Here is a 16,855-nt window from a genome sequence, read left to right as displayed (position 1 = left end):
CATGATGAAAATAAAGCGCTGCCCGATTGTGCTCAACAATGTGATTAGCGCCAACTTGACGACGGAACTGGATCAATGGCATGAAGGGATCCGCGGTATGCGCAATGCGGTAATCCGCAACGGGCTGTATGGTACCGGCCCTGTCATGTATCAGGTAAGAGAAGTGGACACGGAGAATGGCACAGCGGAATTCACCTTCCACATCCCAGTCGATCGCCCTGTGGAAATGAAAGAAGGAAGTGAGTACAGCTTTGAAGAAACATGGGTTGTGCAAGATGCGCTGTTATTGAGGCATGCTGATCTGGATGACGATATCTCCGAATCCTACGCGCTGCTCCGCGCGTGTGCAGAGGCGAATCAACTGAAATTAGAGGAGCCTTTCTACAATATATATCTCGATGTGTTTGGCGGCGGGATCATCGATATTTGCGCCCCAATCGCAAGGGAGGAATAGAATGGTACTGGTTGGCGATTCCATCCGATTCACCAATGTGATTTCCAAGAAATACTACTACCACTTCAATGACATGAAGACGGTGATGGAGAGCTTTATTAACGAAATTATTGGTGTTCATGCAACGGTGAAGGGCCCATTGTTTTATGCCCTGTACAATGTGCCGCTTGATGAAATGATGATGGCAGAGTTTTTTATGCCGGTAGAAGAGGACCAGGTCGAGCTTCCAGAGGATATGCGCTACCATAGCTATTATAATATCGAAGATATGCTTGGTGTAGCCATACATAAGCAATTTGAGACAGCGACGGAGGAGGCTTATGCCAGCTTGATTCAATATATGAATCTTAACGGATATACGCAAATTACGCCAATCTATCATCTCTTCTCTGGCGATAACACGATGCAATATGTACATATAAAAATCGGATATGCTCCCGCCGAGGAAGAGCAGCAGGAAAGGGAGCCAGAGCTTGTGTGGAAGGACTAGCTGCCTGAAGCATATATTCGCAATGGATGGTGAGCACAAATGATGCAGCAGAATGACGTCATAGGCGGACGTTACCGGGTAGAATCGTTGTTGGCAAAGGGCGGAATGGGATGCGTATACCTGGTTCAGGATACGAAGCTGAATAATAAGGTATGGGTTGTCAAAGAAATGGCCCATATGGAGCATGATAACAGCTTTGCGGAAGAGGCAAGGCTGCTTACCAGTCTGACTCATCCCAGCATCCCCAAAATTACGGACTATTTCGAACCGAATGAGGACGGCTACTGCTATCTGGTTATGGAATATATTAAGGGCGTAACGTTGCAGCAGCACTTTGAGGGGCAAGGGTTTCAACTGCCCTTCCAGGTTATTATTTCTTATGCCTCGCAATTATGTGAGGTGCTGGACTATCTGCATCAGCAAGAGCATCCGATTGTATTCCGCGATTTGAAGCCGTCCAATCTTATGATAGATGAATATGGGCGCCTGAAGCTGATCGACTTCGGCATTGCGCGCAAATACGACGAATCCAAGCTTTCCGATACGGTTCAGATGGGAACCATCGCGTTCGCCGCTCCGGAGCAGTTCGAGAACAGACAGACTGATCCTCGCACGGATATATATGCGGTTGGCGCCATTCTATACTACCTCGCAAGCAGAGGCCACTATTACTTCCGCAATACGATGCCGCTAGCGCAGGCCCTTGCCTCTTACCCTGAAGAATTCAGGCACATGGTGCAAAGACTGCTGGAGACCGACCCGAATCAGCGCTATCAAAGCATACGGGATATTGCTGCTGTGCTTCAGAAGTTGCAAGGAGATGGGGCAGTATCCATGCCTGAGAGCGAATTGGCTAAAACCATGATGATACAGTCGTCTGCTGCAGCGGCTCCCCGCAGCGCAGTTGCGGCACCCGTTCATGAGCAGGCGACAACACATCTCTATAAGCAGCAGACCGGTTTTTCTTCCCGTAAAATGCACACGGTTCAAGCCACCCAGAGCCATCCGGCGCTTATTATCTATTTGCTTGATGTCAGCGGCTCCATGACACTCATGAACGGTTCGCGCAGGCGTCTGGATATTGTTACTGATTCCCTATATGTAGCCTTGAAGCAAATGGTATTCCGATCGACGAAAGGCAGCCGGATTTCCCCGCGTTACCGGGTAGCCGTGCTCGCCTATAGCGAAGATATTCACGATGTGTTCGGAGGCATTAAGCGCATCGACGAATTGATGAATACAGGCATGCTGCCGACGCTCAAGACTCAGCGTTTTACGGATACAGCCCAGGCCTTCCTGTATGCAGAGCAGCTGCTGAAGGCGGAGCTTCCGCATATTCAGGATGGACCGGCCCCGCTCATCTGCCATATGACGGACGGCATCTATACAGGCGAGGACCCGGAGCCGATCGCGCGCAGATTGATGGAGATGACAGTAAAGGACGGCAATGTCCTGGTCGAAAATATATTTATTTCGGACGATGTGTTGTCGAGCGAAGTGGATCAGCCGAAGCGTTGGCCAGGGGTGCAGGACAACACTGAATTCAGGGATGACTATGGCCGCAAGCTGATGCGGATGTCCTCGCCCATTCCGGAAAGCTACAGGCAAATGATGCGAGAGGCCAATTTCAATCTTGCCGACGGTTCCTATCTTATGTTCCCCGGTACGAATCCTGAGCTGGTGTCGCTGGGCTTTCAGATGTCCGCGGCTACGCCGATCCACTAACGATGGCCAGAATCAGACTTCCACAAGGAAGCGAGACCGAGACGGCAAGTGTCGAGAGCGGTATTGGGCGTTATCAGTACAGTTATTCCCGCTCGGCCGAAGCAAGGGAGAATGGGGAGGCTGGCCAGGACTATCTGACCATCATTGAGGAGAAGGAATATCTTGCCTTTGCGCTCTGCGATGGCATCAGCATGTCCTATTACGGCGATATTGCGGCGAGCTTTCTTGGGGAAAGCTTGCTGGATTGGTTGATTTCGGAAGATTCCGCTTTAATGGATGCCTCTCGATTGCGTGAGAGCTTGCATGGATATCTCATAGGACAGGCCCAAGAAGCGGACAAGAAATTGCAGCGCCATCAAATTCCTTCTCATATTAAAGGCATATTGCGCGAGGTGCTGCTGGCTAAGAAGGAAATGGGCAGCAGCACCATCTATTGCTGCGGCAAAATCGAGTGGCCCAGCAGCAATAACGCTGACGGCAGGCTGCTCTTAGCCTGGCAGGGCGATACTCGGATCAGAATTTGGGAGAATGGCGTCGAGCAGCAAGGTCTCTTGGGGGACAGCTTCCATACGAGCGAGCGCTGGAGCACAAAGTCCGGACCGGTCGGCGGGTCACCGCATATTCATGTCGGCAGCTTGCCTTGTTCGAGAAGCGGCAGTGGCGCTGTATTGGCGTATTCGGACGGCTTAAAGGGATTGGACGCCTCAAGCCGGATAACAAAAGACAAGATCACCGATATCATTGCGCACGAAGCTGCGGATCCGTCCAGTGACGATATGTCCATTATACATATTCAGTGGCAGACGCCCTGACATCCCCCCATTCATTCAAATTGAAGGAGAATCGGACGATGGCTTTTCAAACAGATGTTCATGCGAAGCTGACCATAGACGGAGAGACTTATGCAATTGGCGAGCATCCTTTTGCGCCAGGCATACCTTACGGGCAGGAGGGCAGGCAAGGCACTGTCTATCTTCTGGAATCAACGGATACGAGTCATAAGAAAGCGATTAAAGTGTTTCGTTCCAAGCTTATTAATCCATCCACTGTGCATTTGTCTTCGCAGATAAGCAAATTTGCCGCAATGAACGGACTCGCTGCCTGCGAACGGGCTACCATTACCCCTCATAATAACCCGGAGCTGCTTGCCAAGGAACCGGATTTGCTCTATGCCGTTCTAATGCCGTGGATCGAAGGTCCGACTTGGATGGATATGATTCTGAACAAGCAGCCTATCACGCGGAGGCAGAGCTACACGGCTGCATACGCTCTGGTCGAAATTCTGGTGACGATGGAGCAGCGGGGCCTTGCGCATTGCGATCTGTCAGGCCCTAACGTCATGATGCCGATGTTCACCGAAGGAAGAAATCCTGTTAAGTCCTCTAATTTTGTGCAGCTTATCGATTTGGAACAGTTGTTTTCCGTGCAATTCGAGCGGCCGGAGTATTTGCCGGCAGGTTCTCCGGGTTATGCCCCGAAATATGCCAGCGCGCAGATGTGGAATGCGCAAGGGGACCGTTTTGCAGGAGCTGTTCTTATTATGGAGATGCTGGCTGCATGTACAGGCACTTTCACACAGCATGCCTGGGGAGAGAGTTATTTTGACCCAGGAGAGCTGCAAACACATTGCGATCGTTATGATAAGCTCGTTCAAGCCGTTAAGCCGCTATGGGGAGCGGGAGTCACTTCATTGATGCAACGTGCATGGGAAAGCGACGAGCTGGGGCACTGTCCGACCTTTGGTGAATGGATGCTGGAGCTGTCCAAGATCGACCAGTCCGTATTGCGCGAGGATGTAACGGTATCGATGCAAAAGCGCGAGGAGCCGAGAGCGGCCTTGCCGCGACGCGAAGAGCAGACAATGGCACCGTTGGTCAGACAGGAAGCAGCGGCTGCTGCAGCCCCTGCAGCTCGTCCGGCAGCAGCTTTGCCCAAGCCTGAACCAGCTCAACCGGTGAGACCTACTGCGACTTCAAAGCCTGACCAGAATGGCAGCGCCAAGCTCATGCGCAAGGCAAGAGATTATGAGAGCAAAGGCAATTTGCCGAAGGCTATTGAAACCTACCGATCTATTCTTGCGCTTCAGCCTCATGAGAGTGTAGCCAAGGAAATTGAGATTGCGATAGAGTCCCTGCAAAAGCAATTGTCAGATCAAAGCAAGCAGAAGCGCAAGCGTTCGCCGGGTAAGCTGCTTGGCAAGCTGATGAAGCCGCTTATTGCGCTTGTGATAGTAGGTGTGATCGGAACGGGCGGTTATTGGGCGTACAATTACTTCAAAGGACTAGCGGATGCCGGGCCTGTACAGACCAAAGCACAGAAGCAGGCGGTCAATGCGGAGATTGCGCAGTTGAAGCAGGAGCTTGCAGACAGAGACAAGGCGATTGCCTTGATGAGCAAGGAGATCGAAGAGCTTCGCAAGCCGATTGGCCAACGCAGCGATGAATTGGTTCAGAAGCTGCTGGAGCAGTATAGCGAGATTCAGAAGCTGGCAGAGAAGGATTCTGCACAGGACCAGGAGCTGCATGAGAAGGTGTTCGCAGCTACAGAGACCTATATGCGTTATGTCAATGATTATTACAAATATGCCTATAACCTTGATGAGTATGTGCAGGAGCAGATTGATATTGTGGAACATTACTATTTCCCGTTTATCTACAATAAAAACCGCAATGCTCAGCTTAATTTTAAGTTTTATACCGATTATAAAGATCATTTCTTGCCAGGAGGACCGCAATCATGATATATGGCGCTTCATTGGGAGCTTTCGTCAAAAAGTCCATGCCGGACAAAGGCTTTCAAACCAACAGTCAAAAATTAATTGAGCTGTTGCCTATTGATCCTGCAGTAACCCAAATGGATGTGGTCGTGCTTGGTCCCAAAGATATGGGCGGCTCAAAAGGCAAGGCATTGAGGGAGGCCATTCTAAAGAAGCATGACGCTATTGACGTTGTGTATTTGTATCAAAAGGACGCAGAAGCCGATCTTGTAGAGGGCGATGTGCAAAAGACGCAGCTGATTAAGCTGTCCTTCGATTATGTGGTCGGAGCCCTTCAATCCGTTATCCAGAATAAATCGATCAGCGGCAAGCATAGGATCGAATCCGGGGATACAAGAGGCTACAGCTATGATGCCGAGCAGGAAGAGCAGGCAGCGCCTGAGTCCTGGCGAGATGAAGAAGAGGATGATTCGCAGTCATTGGTGTATGAAGAGCCGCCAGTGGTCTTGGAGACGGCTGCAGGTCTTGAGGCTCGTCTTGAGGCGATCGGCAAGTTTAGCGGCTTTGATGCTTTGAAGAAGCAGATGGATAAGGAAACGATTCAATACGAGCTTAAGCATGAGAATGTACAGTATGCCGAAGCCGTTAACATGCTGGAGGAATTGGACGCGCAGATCGCCAAGGTGTTCAAGGACAGCACGATTCCTCCCGATATGCGATTTGAGCAATTAAGGCAGATCGGCGTGAACCGGGCCGCCTATAAAGGAATCGAAAATGGATTGCTGGCGGACAAGCTGGCCTCTGTCATGGACCTGGTCGTTCAATCAGCCGAAGAAGCGGTGGATGCCCGTATCAGGCAGATGCGCGATGCTTTGGACACGATTACGTCGACGCGGCTCCTTTATGAGGATTATGGCAAGCTGCAAGAGCTGGTTGATGCGCGTATGTCGGTACAGATGGATCTCATGGAGCTTTCCAAAGAGATCATCGAGATGTACCAAGCGATGGACCTTAGCGTGAATGAGCTGATCGACCAGTTCCAGGACAAAGGGCCGAGCGGCTATCCGTACGTTAATGATATTTTGCAGCCGCTGGAGCCGTTGTTTATTCCGCAGAATATGGCGGCTATTACAAGCCGGCTGCTGTCGGACCTTAATCGAAACAAAGTAACGTTCTCTATTATAGAAGAAAAAGTGAAAAGCGTAGTCAATCTGGTGTTTAAGCTGTGCGAAGAGGACGCTACGATTATCGAGTATCAGCAGAAGCTGATCAAGCTGCTGCAAGCCCAGCGGATCGAGGATGTTGTGATTGTGGATCATGTCATAAAAAACTCGCTGCGATTGTTCGTAGGCCCGTCCAATACTGGCCGCACGGCAACTGCCCTGACATGGTCCGGCGTCGTATCGAGACGGCAAAATACGCTGCTGCTGGATTTGACCGGGAATACCAAGCTAGGCCAATACGGCGTTGAGGCGGTGTCGCTGGCGACTTTCCTGGAGCAGCGGTTGGAGCAGCCGTTCCTATGTGTAGCCGGAGGCTCGGATATCGATTTGGAGCAAGCAGAAGGCATGGTAGCGGAATTGAAGCTGCGCCTTAACTATTACGCCCATATTCATGTTCTGCTGGATGCTTCGCAGACGGAGCTTCTAAGCAAGCTTGCGCCATCGGCATTATCGGTTCATTTTATTACGGACTGCACGCCGCGAGGTACGGAATTGCTTAAGCCTGCCGTCGAATCGTTCCAGGAGCCGAATATTGCCCAGAAAGTGATTCTTATTGATCCGCCGGTTGATCCGATGCGCATGGTGCAAGATCTATCGATTGATCCGCTGCTGGCGAAGGTCATTGTGCTTCCGCGATCCCAGCATATCCGGGCGTGCTCGTTGAATCGGGTCAAGCCATTTGAGAGCAAAGAAGTAGCAGATATATTCGAAGAGGCGTTCCGTTAGGAGAACGGATACTTTTAGAGTCGGAGGGAAGCTATGTCCCAAATCAAGATTGATACCGGAAGGGTACAGAGCCAGGATGCTATTCTGAATACGCAGGCGATGCGTCTAACGACAGCGAAGAGCGGCGTTAACTTCATCTCTGTAGACGGTTCAATAGCGGCGCGACGCTCTATCAGCTCCCGGATATCTCGCGCGAGAAGCGATCTGCAGGAGATTGATCGGCGGTTCCGTGATATACAACTTTTTATTAAGAATGCTACGGAGCAGTATAATAAAGTAGAGAACGAGCTCATTCGCAAATCATCCGATACCGGAGTTTGGATGGGGAGCTTTCCGCTCCGTGCAGGCTCTCCTGGCTCGGGGGAATGGACGCCGGAGCAATTGGCGGCATTGGCGCTTATGGGGCAAGGCCTTATGTTTGGGCTGGAGTGGCTAATACAGTGGCAACAACAGCTCAAAGAACGGCAAGCAAGCGCACCGCCTCCAACAACCATTTCGCCTGATGTCTCGGTGAAGTATTATGAGTTCAATTACGATGTGAATGACTATGTGGTCTACACGTCCGACGGGAAGCAGACGAAGATCAGTTTTTCGAATCTGGAGAACTTGCTTTACCAATACAATGCGGGCAAAATGGTAGAGATGTGGCCGTCGGATGTCTTCGAGCAGGTGCGCGGCTTTGACGGCAAAAAAATACAAGAATTTCTGGATTATGCGATCTCTCAGGGCTATGACCCGGTCACCTTCGAGTACAAAGGGAAGAAGATGCAGGATAATCCGGATGCCCACAGCTATGTTGAAAAGCGGCAGCAGTATTACGAGGACAACAAGGAAGGTCCGAAGTGGTTTCTGAACGGTGTTTCCTTCGGTTTGGATTTTGTTCCAGTGGCGGGCAACATCAAGGCAGGCTGGGAAGCGATTAGCGGAAAGAATGCGATAACCGGAGAAGATCTGAGCACTGCGGACCGCTGGATGGCTGCTGCCGGGGTCGTGCTACCTTGGGTACGAAAAGCAGGCAAGCTAGTCGGTGTTGCTAAGCACGGGGATGAAGTGGTTGACGCGGTCAAAGGCGGCACAAAAAAAGTTGGGCCAGGGGCTGCTAAGGATCGTCCGGTTGAGGGGACGGGAGAAGGTCTTGCAAGAAGTACGGGGCAATCTACCGGTTCTATAGACCCTGTTAAATTTGATAGGATGAAAAAGGCATTTGAAAAACAAGGAGGAGTAATTGATCAGTCCGACGAGGCAATAAGATATTTAGATTATCGTGGGGCAGAGGCTGTCACTTGGAATGAGAAAACAATACAATTAAGGCAGAATCCAACGACTTCTGCGGTATTTGAAGAATTCATTCATACTGCACAATACAGAGCAGGGAAAATACCCGACCAAACGCCAAGAACAGTGCTCACTGTGGAAATTGAAGCCGCCGAAAAACTCATAAATTACAGAAAAGCGTATGGGATTCCTAATGATGAGACAAGAGCTACGATTGAGAGATTGAGAAGAATGAGACAAGAATTAGATGAATTAGGGAAATGACGAGGTGAGAATATGTTTTCAATTGAGGTCAAAACAGCTTTCTATATCAGGGTTGCCAATATAGTTGCTATTGAAGGAAAACCAAATGGAAGTCTCCAGGGAAAAGTTCTACATGATGAAACCGACATTTCAAGATCTTATTTTGTTAAAGGGGTTGCACTGGTTAATAGGCAGGAATACATTAGCCTTACAGAATCCATAACTATTCAATTAGAGCCAGGCGACTATATTGCTGAGGATTTAATCGGAAAGAGATTAGTAAGCTACGATTAACAACCAATTGCCCCATTTGCTACTAACGGTTTATTTTCTGTCGGTCGGCTACCCAGTGCCGAATGAACCCATCATTCAGCTAATAATACATGTGACCCATGTAATACCCGTATAAAGATTTCGTCATTTTGATTGTACGCACATCAGATGCTTTAATTTTATTTCCTAAATAACGTTATTCCGTTACATGAAACAGGTCGATTATGGCCAGATACTTCCATGATTGACCTGTTTTTTGTTATGTTCACTTTCTCTTGTAGGGTACGCTGTCCGATAGATAAGCTGTCTTAGCCATCTTACCTTCTAAAATGGATAGATCGACCATTAATATTGTCAGGACTTATTGGTAAATTGTCCGCAACAATCGGGCTATTTGCCGAGATAGATATTGTGCAAGTTAATAAATCTGGTGACGACCAGTTGACATAGAACAGGTGAGGATACGTGTCAGGCTAGCAATCTTTCCTACTCAGTAGTCGCCCAGTGGATGCTAAAGTAGATATTCAAGGATTAATAATAAGGAATTCTTTGCCCACAGTTCAATAAACGAAGCTACAGACAAGGATGCACTATCTGGTATCTCTTTGAAACCTCAGGGAGAGCCTGCATTTAAAGCTAAGAAGGTTGACCCAGATAACGCAAAGATTGATACACCTGAATCATACTTAAGAGATTATGACACGGAATACAAAATTTTAAATGATATCGCAACACAACTTTCTGGTAACAAAAATGCAAAAGGAACAATTAATCTGTTTACTGAACGTCTTACCTGTCAAAGTTGCTCTGATATAATAATGGCTTTTAGAAGAGAATATCCAAACATCACAGTGAATGTACTCACAAATGATGGTAAGGTCGTAAAATAGGCAGAGAGGGGAACGTTATGCAAGAATGGGGCTATAACGAGCTAATAGATTATGTTGAAGAGGTATTCAATATTTCAGTTAACGATGGACTAAATGCTCTACAAGCCGGGGGACGATGCTTGTATGAATGCAAATGTAATTGAAGAGGGCGAAACTGAGAAAACTATATTTTATATAAGCTTAGCCCATTTGCAAATTAATAATGGGATAATATCTGCACGCATCCATGAACAAATCAAAAATATCATTAAAGTTTTTGATATTGATAACTTTGTTGAAGAATTGGGTTTAGATGATGCTAAGGATTTAAGTCGGCGTGTTGAATCACTTGAAATAGAGATACAGAATGTTGAGGTTATTGGTTGAATATCAACTTGACTCAACTAAAGCTTTGGGGACTACCGAGAGCGAATAACTAAAGATAAAGCTAGCTGTATTTCGGTTGTATTCACATCAAATGCTTTAACTGTGTAAACTGAATTCGCTACCTATTGCATTACATCAAACAGGTTAGTTATGGACAGATGAAACTGTAATATGACCTGTTTTTGTTTTCTTCGTTCTCTCACAGGTTTTTGAAGTGCTTCGTCTCGTCGAGAAGGTATTTAGATAAAGTAAACAGAGAGTAAAAGGGGGGGGACATCCATAATTTATACAAATAAACGAGTTGTATATATGTTATTTATGCTCTTATTATGATTGGTAAAAATTGAAATATTAATTTTATGCGAAACGACTAAATGAATTGGAATTAGAAGATGATTTCGATGAATTCAAAGCTGATGTACTTAAGTTAAAGTGAGACTGTCACAGAAATAACTATAGAATCCCCCTTATGCCTAGTGGTGCTCTATCTTGGTGGCTTATGAACAGCCCCTCCGGATTGCAAACCGCGCGGTACGGAATTGCTTAAGCCTGCCGTCGAATCGTTCCAGGAGCCGAATATTGCCCAGAAAGTGATTCTTATTGATCCGCCGGTTGATCCGATGCGCATGGTGCAAGATCTATCGATTGATCCGCTGCTGGCGAAGGTTATTGTGCTTCCGCGATCCCAGCATATCCGGGCGTGCTCGTTGAATCGGGTCAAACCATTTGAGAGCAAAGAAGTAGCAGATATATTCGAAGAGGCGTTCCGTTAGGAGAACGGATACTTTTAGAGTCGGAGGGAAGCTATGTCCCAAATCAAGATTGATACCGGAAGGGTACAGAGCCAGGATGCTATTCTGAATACGCAGGCGATGCGTCTAACGACAGCGAAGAGCGGAGTTAACTTCATCTCTGTAGACGGTTCAATAGCGGCGCGACGCTCTATCAGCTCCCGGATATCTCGCGCGAGAAGCGATCTGCAGGAGATTGATCGGCGGTTCCGTGATATACAACTTTTTATTAAGAATGCTACGGAGCAGTATAATAAAGTAGAGAACGGGCTCATTCGCAAATCATCGGATACCGGAGTTTGGGTGGGGAACTTTCCGCTCCGTGCAGGCTCTCCTGGCTCGGGGGACTGGACGCCGGAGCAATTGGCGGCATTGGCGCTTATGGGGCAAGGCATTATGTTTGGGCTGGAGTGGCTAATACAGTGGCAACAACAGCTCAAAGAACGGCAAGCGAGCGCACCGCCTCCAACAACGATTTCGCCTGATGTCTCGGTGAAGTATTATGAGTTCAATTACGATGTGAATGACTATGTGGTCTACACGTCCGACGGGAAGCAGACGAAGATCAGTTTTTCGAATCTGGAGATCTTGCTTTACCAATACAATGCAGGCAAAATGGTAGAGATGTGGCCATCGGATGTCTTCGAGCAGGTGCGCGGCTTTGACGGCAAAAAAATACAAGAGTTTCTGGATTATGCGATCTCTCAGGGCTATGACCCGGTCACCTTCGAGTACAAAGGGAAGAAGATGCAGGATAATCCGGATGCCCACAGCTATGTTGAAAAGCGGCAGCAGTATTACGAGGACAACAAGGAAGGTCCGAAGTGGTTTCTGGAAGCTTTTTCTACGGGGGCGGATTTCGCTCCTGTTGTGGGCAATGTCAAATCTGGCGCAGAGGCAATCATCGGCAAAAATATTATAACAGGCGAGGTACTCACCCCGGCGGAGCGAGCGCTCGCCGCAGGTGGAATCCTCTTTCCCTGGATACGCAAAGCAGGCAAGTTAGCGGGTGTTGCTAAGCATGGGGATGAAGTGGTTGACGCGGTCAAAGGCGGCACAAAAAAAGGCGGGCCAGGGGTTAACAGACCGATCGATGAGTTTGATGATACGGACTATTATAACTGGGCTGCTAAGGATCGTCCGCTTGAGGGGTTGGGTGATGCTGCTTCTAGATTAAATAGTGGTAAAGGTATCTATACCCAGTATTCAGGTGGAATAAAGCAAGCAGCTAAGGAAGATGCAGGTGCAGATTTGCTTGCAGAAAAACTCGGCGGACAGTCTCGAATGATATTCAATAAAGACCCTAAAGGTCGAGAATTTGATGTGATTTCTGACCAGTACATTGGTCAAACCAAAACTTCAATGAACAGTCTAAGCTCCCAATTTAGGGAACAAGCAAAGGCAACCATTGAAGCTGCTATTGAAACAGGTAGGAAGGCATACTTTCATTTTGAGACAGCACCTGCTGATAAAGTAATTAGACAATTAAGAGAATATGAGAAGAGATACGACGTTGAGATTATTATTGATATCTCGCCATTTTAATGAAGGACTAGAGAGGTGAAGTATGTATCAATATCATGGTTGGGCGGTCATTTTAGAAAGTACTGGTGATGAGGCCAGTAATGAAAGAGAAGTAAATATTTTTAATACAGTTAAAAAGTATATTGAAGATTTACAGCCGAATGTAGATGTGTTAGACATGAAGGCGATAAATGGACAATTTCATCTTTGGATGACAGGATTATGGAATCGTGAGCCTTCAGCAAAATTTAATCCAGTGGAAATAATGAAGAATGTAGGAATTATTGCACCTGGCTCATATGGAATGCTCTATGTTTTTAATGATGAGCACCCAAAACATTTTAACGAATTTAAAGTTTACGTTCTTGCGAGGGGTAACATTGAAGAAAGAGACGATCCATTTTTGTCACCATTAATACCTGTTGTAGCTGATGACTCTGAATATTAGAATTATCAAAATTTTAGAAGTTGTTAGGATGGTTGTATTATACTTGGGAGCTACCCAGTAAGGAATGAGGCCATCATTCAACTAATAACATATATAACTCATATAATATCCGTATAAGAATTTTGTAATTTCTATTGACGTACAACAATGCTTTAATCTAATACCCTAAATAACGCTATTCCGTTACATTGAACAGGTCGATAATGGTCAGATACCACCATAATTGACCTTATTTTTGCTTCCTTACGATTTTTTTGAATTTCGAAAAGATGTTCACATTTATATAAGTACAACATTAAGCATGCGAAATATTTTCTCATAGAGAAATGGCAAGGCGGAGAAATAGTGGCGTTTGATGTATCTAAATGGTTTGATGATTTTTTGTAAGTGAAACTGCAATCCCACAAAGTTATTAAAAGAAGAATCCATCTGAACCCGCATCTTTGAAGAAATATATACCTCATGATTGGATTATATGAAAGCTTTTTAGATAACGTACCAATACCAGAAAGATACTGGATAATAAATAGTCAGAATTATTTTAATACATAATGTTTGTCATTGACTTTATAGGTGTGTATAAGGCTACTTCGATGAATTCTATACTGAAGCAGTCAATATTATGGGGGTAGGATGATGATGTCTACCACAGGGCGAAGTATATCCACCTAAATAATGATTGGAGAATTGTACAAGATAGTAGTTTTTCGAAGGAGGTTTTGATTTAATGAATCTAAATGAGCTTCAGAATAAACTCTTAGAAATGAACATTCCGGATCATGCTTATTCATTAAATGGTGGGCTGCCTAACGAGACATTTTGTATCGACAAAAATACTGATGGGTGGAAAACGTATTATAGTGAGCGTGGTAATAAAAAGGAATGTAGGGTATTTGATAGCGAAGAGAGTGCGTGTAATTATTTTCTGATATGGATAAAGCGTAACTTTAGAATATCATAATTCTCTAATTAAGGACGGGAGTTCATACCATGAATCGAAACCAGTTGCAGTTCATTTGCGGTGATATAGGAATTGAATTACATGTTAACGATAATTGTATTAAAGAAATGAAAGGGTACTACGAGAATTACAATCAAATAGAGACTGACGATGCAGGTTGGTACTTTTCTGAAATGAATTTCGAAAAGAGGCCATCCCCAGAGAAAGAAGGGGCAGTAAATTTTATATCGGAGGAGAAGGCAATCAAGTTCTTCTTCTTAAAAACATTACAAAAGTTCTTTTTCCAAAAAATTCACACTCCGAATCATCCAATCCATAGAGTTCAATCGTTTGAGGAATTAGAAACATTATTTCGACACTTGGGTATAGAAGATAAGAACTATAGTTTTAACCAAATCATGCCCCAAGAAGTTTATGCCGAAGCACAGGCTGATAAAATAATCGTGAGTTATATAGATGAAAATATGCAAAAACGATTTACTACCATGCCTTTAGAAGCAGAAAGAGGTTTTTTTGTGATTTATAGATTAACTTATGCGCTTCACTTGTTGAAAATGATTGAATCTACGTATTTGGAGAGAGGCGTGTTAACAGAGGAATTTAATGATGATGATATAGTATTATTCATAAAATAATCATACTAGTACAGGCTATTGTTGGTCAGTTATGGGCATACCATGACTGGCTTTTTTCTATTGTATTTGCATATACAGAGTAGCAGGCACAAGTGTTATGAGAGTAACAAACAAATATAAAGTTTAACAATTTTCTCATGGTAGAAAAGTCCTTAATTATGCAAAAAGTGATTGGATGTGCAGGAAAAATGTGCTAAATTAATGATAGATAAGTTTTATATAAATAGTACTAAAAATAGAAAGGAAGTTAGATTCATGAGGAAATGAAAGTATTCTTTATAGTGCCTAAGGTCTAGGTGGTTTGTTGAATATTGTTGTCTTGAGTCAGAGCTTTCGGAAGCGAAAAAAACCATTAAGGAGTATGTTAATTGGGTAAAGAAAAATAAAGTGATTGCAAAGGGGTATGCCGATCCTGAATTATCAACAGTATACGAATCGGGTTCGGGTTCACTTAACTGGTTCCCTACTCGCTTTAAATTTATGATTATTTCTGTTAATGACTCGTCTCAAACCTTCTTGGATAACTGGAATGCATCTGACTCTTCTGACTCCTTTAAACTTAAAAAAGGCGTGTGGTACGATGGCTATTCTCCAGTGGTAATAACTCCCAATTTTGCCGAAAGTACCTGGGGAGAATCTCAAGGAATTCGTTATATGGAGAATATGTTCGATAGCAATAGATATTTTTACAATATAGTAGAGTGATTTGAGGTTTTAGGTGATGTTGGCAGGTTAATATTTTTGGCAGATGATAACTAGAAAAGGAGTCGATTTTAAAATGTTTAAGAAAACGATAACAGCTATTTTAGCAGCAACTATGATTGCAGGCGGTGTTTTGTCTGGTGCGGCATCTGCGGCGCCTGGGAAGGATCTTCGCATCATTCCTGTAATTGTGAACGGTCAAAAAGTGAAATTCCCGGATACGGAGCCTTATATCAACACGGACGGGCGGACGATGGTTCCGGTGCGTTTTATTAGTGAGAAGCTGGGTGCGAATGTGAAGTGGGAGGAAGCGACGAGCACGGTTGTGATTCATTACTCCTCCAAAGAGATCCGCATGTCAATTGGCTCCAAAACGGTTACGCTGGACGGGCAACCGACAGAACTGGATACGGCTGCTGAAAAGTACGATGGACGTACCATGGTTCCGCTCCGTTTTGTAAGTGAAGTACTAGACTCTACAGTGGTGTGGGATGAAGGTGCGCGTGCGGTTCGAGTTACGGATGGAGCATATCAAGCCAAACTCGATGCAGGCAAAGTAGCTCTAGATCCATGGGGGCGCGAGTACAGCAAAACATGGAGTGCCAGATGGATGAAGCTTACGGATCTCGAGAGTGCAGGGTTTTATAAATTTTATGATCATGAATTTCGTAACAGCAGGGCGTTTATTGAAAAAAGACCTACTGAATCCTACAAGGAGATTGCAGATGTACTAGGAAATAAAATACGCAATTATTATGCTGTTCAGCTTAATGTGGATTACAGAACAATCAGTGCGGATAAGCTATCTGAGGCCATGATGAATAGCTTTTCTGGTGATGTGACAAAAAATGCTTATATCACAGCTAGAAACAAAGAATTCATCAAAGGCTATGTAAACTGGGTGAAGAAAAACAAAGTGATTGCCAAGGGTTATGCCGATCCTGAATTATCAACAGTTTACGAATCGGGTTCACTTAACTGGTTCCCTACTCGCTTTAAATTTATGATTATTTCTGCTAATGACTCGTCACAAACCTTCTTAGATAACTGGGATGTATCTAATTCCTCTGACTCTTTTAAACTTAAGAAGGGCGTCTGGTACGATGGCTATTCCGTAATAAGAATGACTTCTAACGTTGCTAACAGTACCTGGGGAGAATCTCAAGGGATTCGCTATTTAGAGAATATGTTCTATATTAATAAATATTTTTACAATATTTTAGAGTAATACCGAGTTTGAGAATGAGGACTTCCTTAGTTTCTCTGTCTAAAGTTTTAAGGAGGCTTTTTTGTGAATAGATTAAAGATAGGTATCCTAGCATTTTTGATCTTAATAATGAGTTTCCCGATGGGTCCAAATACGGTAGTTGAAGCAGCGGAAGAGGACAGTGAAGAGTTTCGTCAAGGGGCATG

At 45.2% G+C, this 16,855-nt stretch carries 16 protein-coding genes and 1 pseudogene; all 17 read left to right on the top strand.

Features of this window, described 5'->3' with window-relative positions; genetic code table 11:
- Position 1 precedes the first annotated feature (1 nt).
- The 17 genes and pseudogenes from D3P09_RS16700 to D3P09_RS16625 all read left to right on the top strand — a co-directional run bounded on the left by D3P09_RS16700 (position 2) and on the right by D3P09_RS16625 (position 16,670).
- On the top strand, positions 2 to 454 hold the full coding sequence (locus tag D3P09_RS16700) for a DUF5085 family protein (protein ID WP_243644245.1): 453 nt from the start codon (positions 2 to 4) through the stop codon (positions 452 to 454).
- A 1-nt stretch (position 455) separates the two neighbouring features.
- Positions 456 to 944 (top strand): DUF5085 family protein, encoded by a 489-nt coding sequence (locus D3P09_RS16695; protein WP_120112242.1) that lies wholly within the window; start codon positions 456 to 458, stop codon positions 942 to 944.
- A gap of 39 nt (positions 945 to 983) precedes the next feature.
- Positions 984 to 1,709 (top strand): annotated as a pseudogene (locus D3P09_RS28185) (serine/threonine protein kinase); the annotation flags it as partial.
- A 210-nt stretch (positions 1,710 to 1,919) separates the two neighbouring features.
- The gene (locus D3P09_RS28180; protein ID WP_243644269.1) at positions 1,920 to 2,669 is read left to right on the top strand and encodes a vWA domain-containing protein; all 750 of its coding nucleotides are present in this window, start codon (positions 1,920 to 1,922) and stop codon (positions 2,667 to 2,669) included.
- Positions 2,670 to 2,671: 2 nt separating this feature from the next.
- On the top strand, positions 2,672 to 3,481 hold the full coding sequence (locus tag D3P09_RS16685) for a hypothetical protein (protein ID WP_120112237.1): 810 nt from the start codon (positions 2,672 to 2,674) through the stop codon (positions 3,479 to 3,481).
- A gap of 38 nt (positions 3,482 to 3,519) precedes the next feature.
- Positions 3,520 to 5,409 (top strand): protein kinase family protein, encoded by a 1,890-nt coding sequence (locus D3P09_RS16680; protein WP_120112235.1) that lies wholly within the window; start codon positions 3,520 to 3,522, stop codon positions 5,407 to 5,409.
- Positions 5,406 to 7,334, top strand: coding sequence for a hypothetical protein (locus D3P09_RS16675; RefSeq protein ID WP_120112232.1), 1,929 nt, complete (start codon positions 5,406 to 5,408; stop codon positions 7,332 to 7,334). The genes D3P09_RS16680 and D3P09_RS16675 overlap by 4 nt, the downstream gene beginning before the upstream one ends.
- Before the next feature lie 33 nt (positions 7,335 to 7,367).
- Positions 7,368 to 8,873, top strand: coding sequence for a pre-toxin TG domain-containing protein (locus D3P09_RS16670; protein WP_120112230.1), 1,506 nt, complete (start codon positions 7,368 to 7,370; stop codon positions 8,871 to 8,873).
- A 12-nt stretch (positions 8,874 to 8,885) separates the two neighbouring features.
- Positions 8,886 to 9,146, top strand: a complete 261-nt coding sequence (locus D3P09_RS16665; RefSeq protein ID WP_120112227.1) for a hypothetical protein — start codon at positions 8,886 to 8,888, stop codon at positions 9,144 to 9,146.
- A 509-nt stretch (positions 9,147 to 9,655) separates the two neighbouring features.
- On the top strand, positions 9,656 to 10,015 hold the full coding sequence (locus tag D3P09_RS16660) for a deaminase domain-containing protein (protein ID WP_120112226.1): 360 nt from the start codon (positions 9,656 to 9,658) through the stop codon (positions 10,013 to 10,015).
- A 123-nt stretch (positions 10,016 to 10,138) separates the two neighbouring features.
- Complete coding sequence (locus D3P09_RS16655) at positions 10,139 to 10,381, top strand: hypothetical protein (protein ID WP_133305021.1); 243 nt, start codon at positions 10,139 to 10,141, stop codon at positions 10,379 to 10,381.
- A 539-nt stretch (positions 10,382 to 10,920) separates the two neighbouring features.
- Entirely contained in the window at positions 10,921 to 11,154 is a 234-nt protein-coding gene (locus tag D3P09_RS16650; RefSeq protein WP_120112221.1) for a hypothetical protein, read from the top strand.
- Positions 11,155 to 11,187: 33 nt separating this feature from the next.
- A complete protein-coding gene (locus D3P09_RS28175; protein ID WP_243644243.1) occupies positions 11,188 to 12,717 on the top strand; it encodes a restriction endonuclease fold toxin in 1,530 nt (509 codons plus the stop codon).
- 22 nt (positions 12,718 to 12,739) lie between these two features.
- Positions 12,740 to 13,144 carry an Imm7 family immunity protein gene (locus D3P09_RS16640; protein ID WP_120112219.1) on the top strand — a complete coding sequence of 135 codons (405 nt, stop codon included), beginning with the start codon at positions 12,740 to 12,742 and terminating at the stop codon, positions 13,142 to 13,144.
- 727 nt (positions 13,145 to 13,871) lie between these two features.
- The gene (locus D3P09_RS16635) at positions 13,872 to 14,105 is read left to right on the top strand and encodes a hypothetical protein (protein WP_120112217.1); all 234 of its coding nucleotides are present in this window, start codon (positions 13,872 to 13,874) and stop codon (positions 14,103 to 14,105) included.
- A 29-nt stretch (positions 14,106 to 14,134) separates the two neighbouring features.
- The gene (locus tag D3P09_RS16630; protein ID WP_120112215.1) at positions 14,135 to 14,740 is read left to right on the top strand and encodes a hypothetical protein; all 606 of its coding nucleotides are present in this window, start codon (positions 14,135 to 14,137) and stop codon (positions 14,738 to 14,740) included.
- 778 nt (positions 14,741 to 15,518) lie between these two features.
- On the top strand, positions 15,519 to 16,670 hold the full coding sequence (locus D3P09_RS16625; protein WP_165867472.1) for a copper amine oxidase N-terminal domain-containing protein: 1,152 nt from the start codon (positions 15,519 to 15,521) through the stop codon (positions 16,668 to 16,670).
- Positions 16,671 to 16,855: the final 185 nt, after the last annotated feature.

This window comes from Paenibacillus pinisoli, from assembly GCF_003605435.1.
Taxonomy (GTDB): Bacteria; Bacillota; Bacilli; order Paenibacillales; family Paenibacillaceae; genus Pristimantibacillus; species Pristimantibacillus pinisoli.
Note: the sequence above shows the minus strand (reverse complement) of the source record. Positions and strands in the feature narration are given on the sequence as shown.